Consider the following 995-nt stretch of genomic DNA (forward strand, 5'->3'; position numbering starts at 1 on the left):
AGCATCACTACAACTTTCTGAGACTTATAAGGCACTGGCTGATTTTCCCCGAGCCTACGAGTGTTACCACCGATATGCCGAGATCGAGTTTCGATTAAGAGACAAAGACACGACCAGTGCACTTGAAGCGTTGGATCTTGCTCAGCAGCAGTTTGAATACCAACTGCGCATTGCACAATTGCAAAGTGACAACGACAAAAAACTGATTGAGCTGCAAACTACCAACAGAAAAATCACTGTATAGCTTATTGGTCGCGGCAACGCTTATCGTTGTTGGGTTATTTTCCTCACCAGTCAGCAAAAAAGAAAGCAATCTCAGCTCGATATGATGACGGGAGCATTAAATCGTGGCTCAGCGATCAAAGACAATTAAGCAAGCGAGACTCAGCAAAGCATCCACAACAGTCAAAAACGTTTTGATTCTGTTTGATCTCGATAACTTCAAATGGGTCAATGATCAGTTTGGTCATCCAACGGGAGATAAGCTGTTAATCACTATTTGCAAACTTTGCTTGGGGAGCTGCAAAGAGGTGATGTTCTTGGCCGGTTAGGTGGTGAGGAATTTATCTTGTTGCTGCGAGAGTCGAAGATATCGATGTGCAATTCGCGTTGAAAGTGCATTGATCTTAATTAGCGAATGCCGTAATCGCGTCTCCATCGAATACCGCTGTATCTGCTAGTGCTAGTTTCTCTTTTCTCGCCACTCCTAGAGCGCTTTCAGATTTCGATGAGCTCTATTCTATCTTGGATCAAGCGCTTTATCAGGCGAAGAAAAACGGCCGTAACACCATCATTGATGCCTACAACGCCGCGATTWAACCCATATTTGATCGATCAGAAAATGAAAAGCGAATAATTCCATGTGCGCTAAAGGCGCCAGTGAATTATCGCAACTCAACGGCAATGATGCCATTTTGTGTTTCGTTTATTAAGATTCCGCGTGCTGCTTTTCAACTAAAGAAGCCATGATCACCTCACGGTTGTCTAAATAGTCA

The 995-nt window shown here is 43.7% G+C and carries 1 protein-coding gene and 1 pseudogene; both read left to right on the forward strand.

What is annotated here, in order from left to right; genetic code table 11:
• A pseudogene (locus tag CIK04_RS34110) lies at positions 1-244 on the forward strand (GGDEF domain-containing protein); the annotation flags it as partial.
• Positions 245-347: 103 nt separating this feature from the next.
• Positions 348-551, forward strand: a complete 204-nt coding sequence (locus CIK04_RS34115) for a diguanylate cyclase (RefSeq protein WP_325205856.1) — start codon at positions 348-350, stop codon at positions 549-551.
• Positions 552-995: the final 444 nt, after the last annotated feature.

The organism is Vibrio sp. 03_296 (assembly GCF_002265885.1).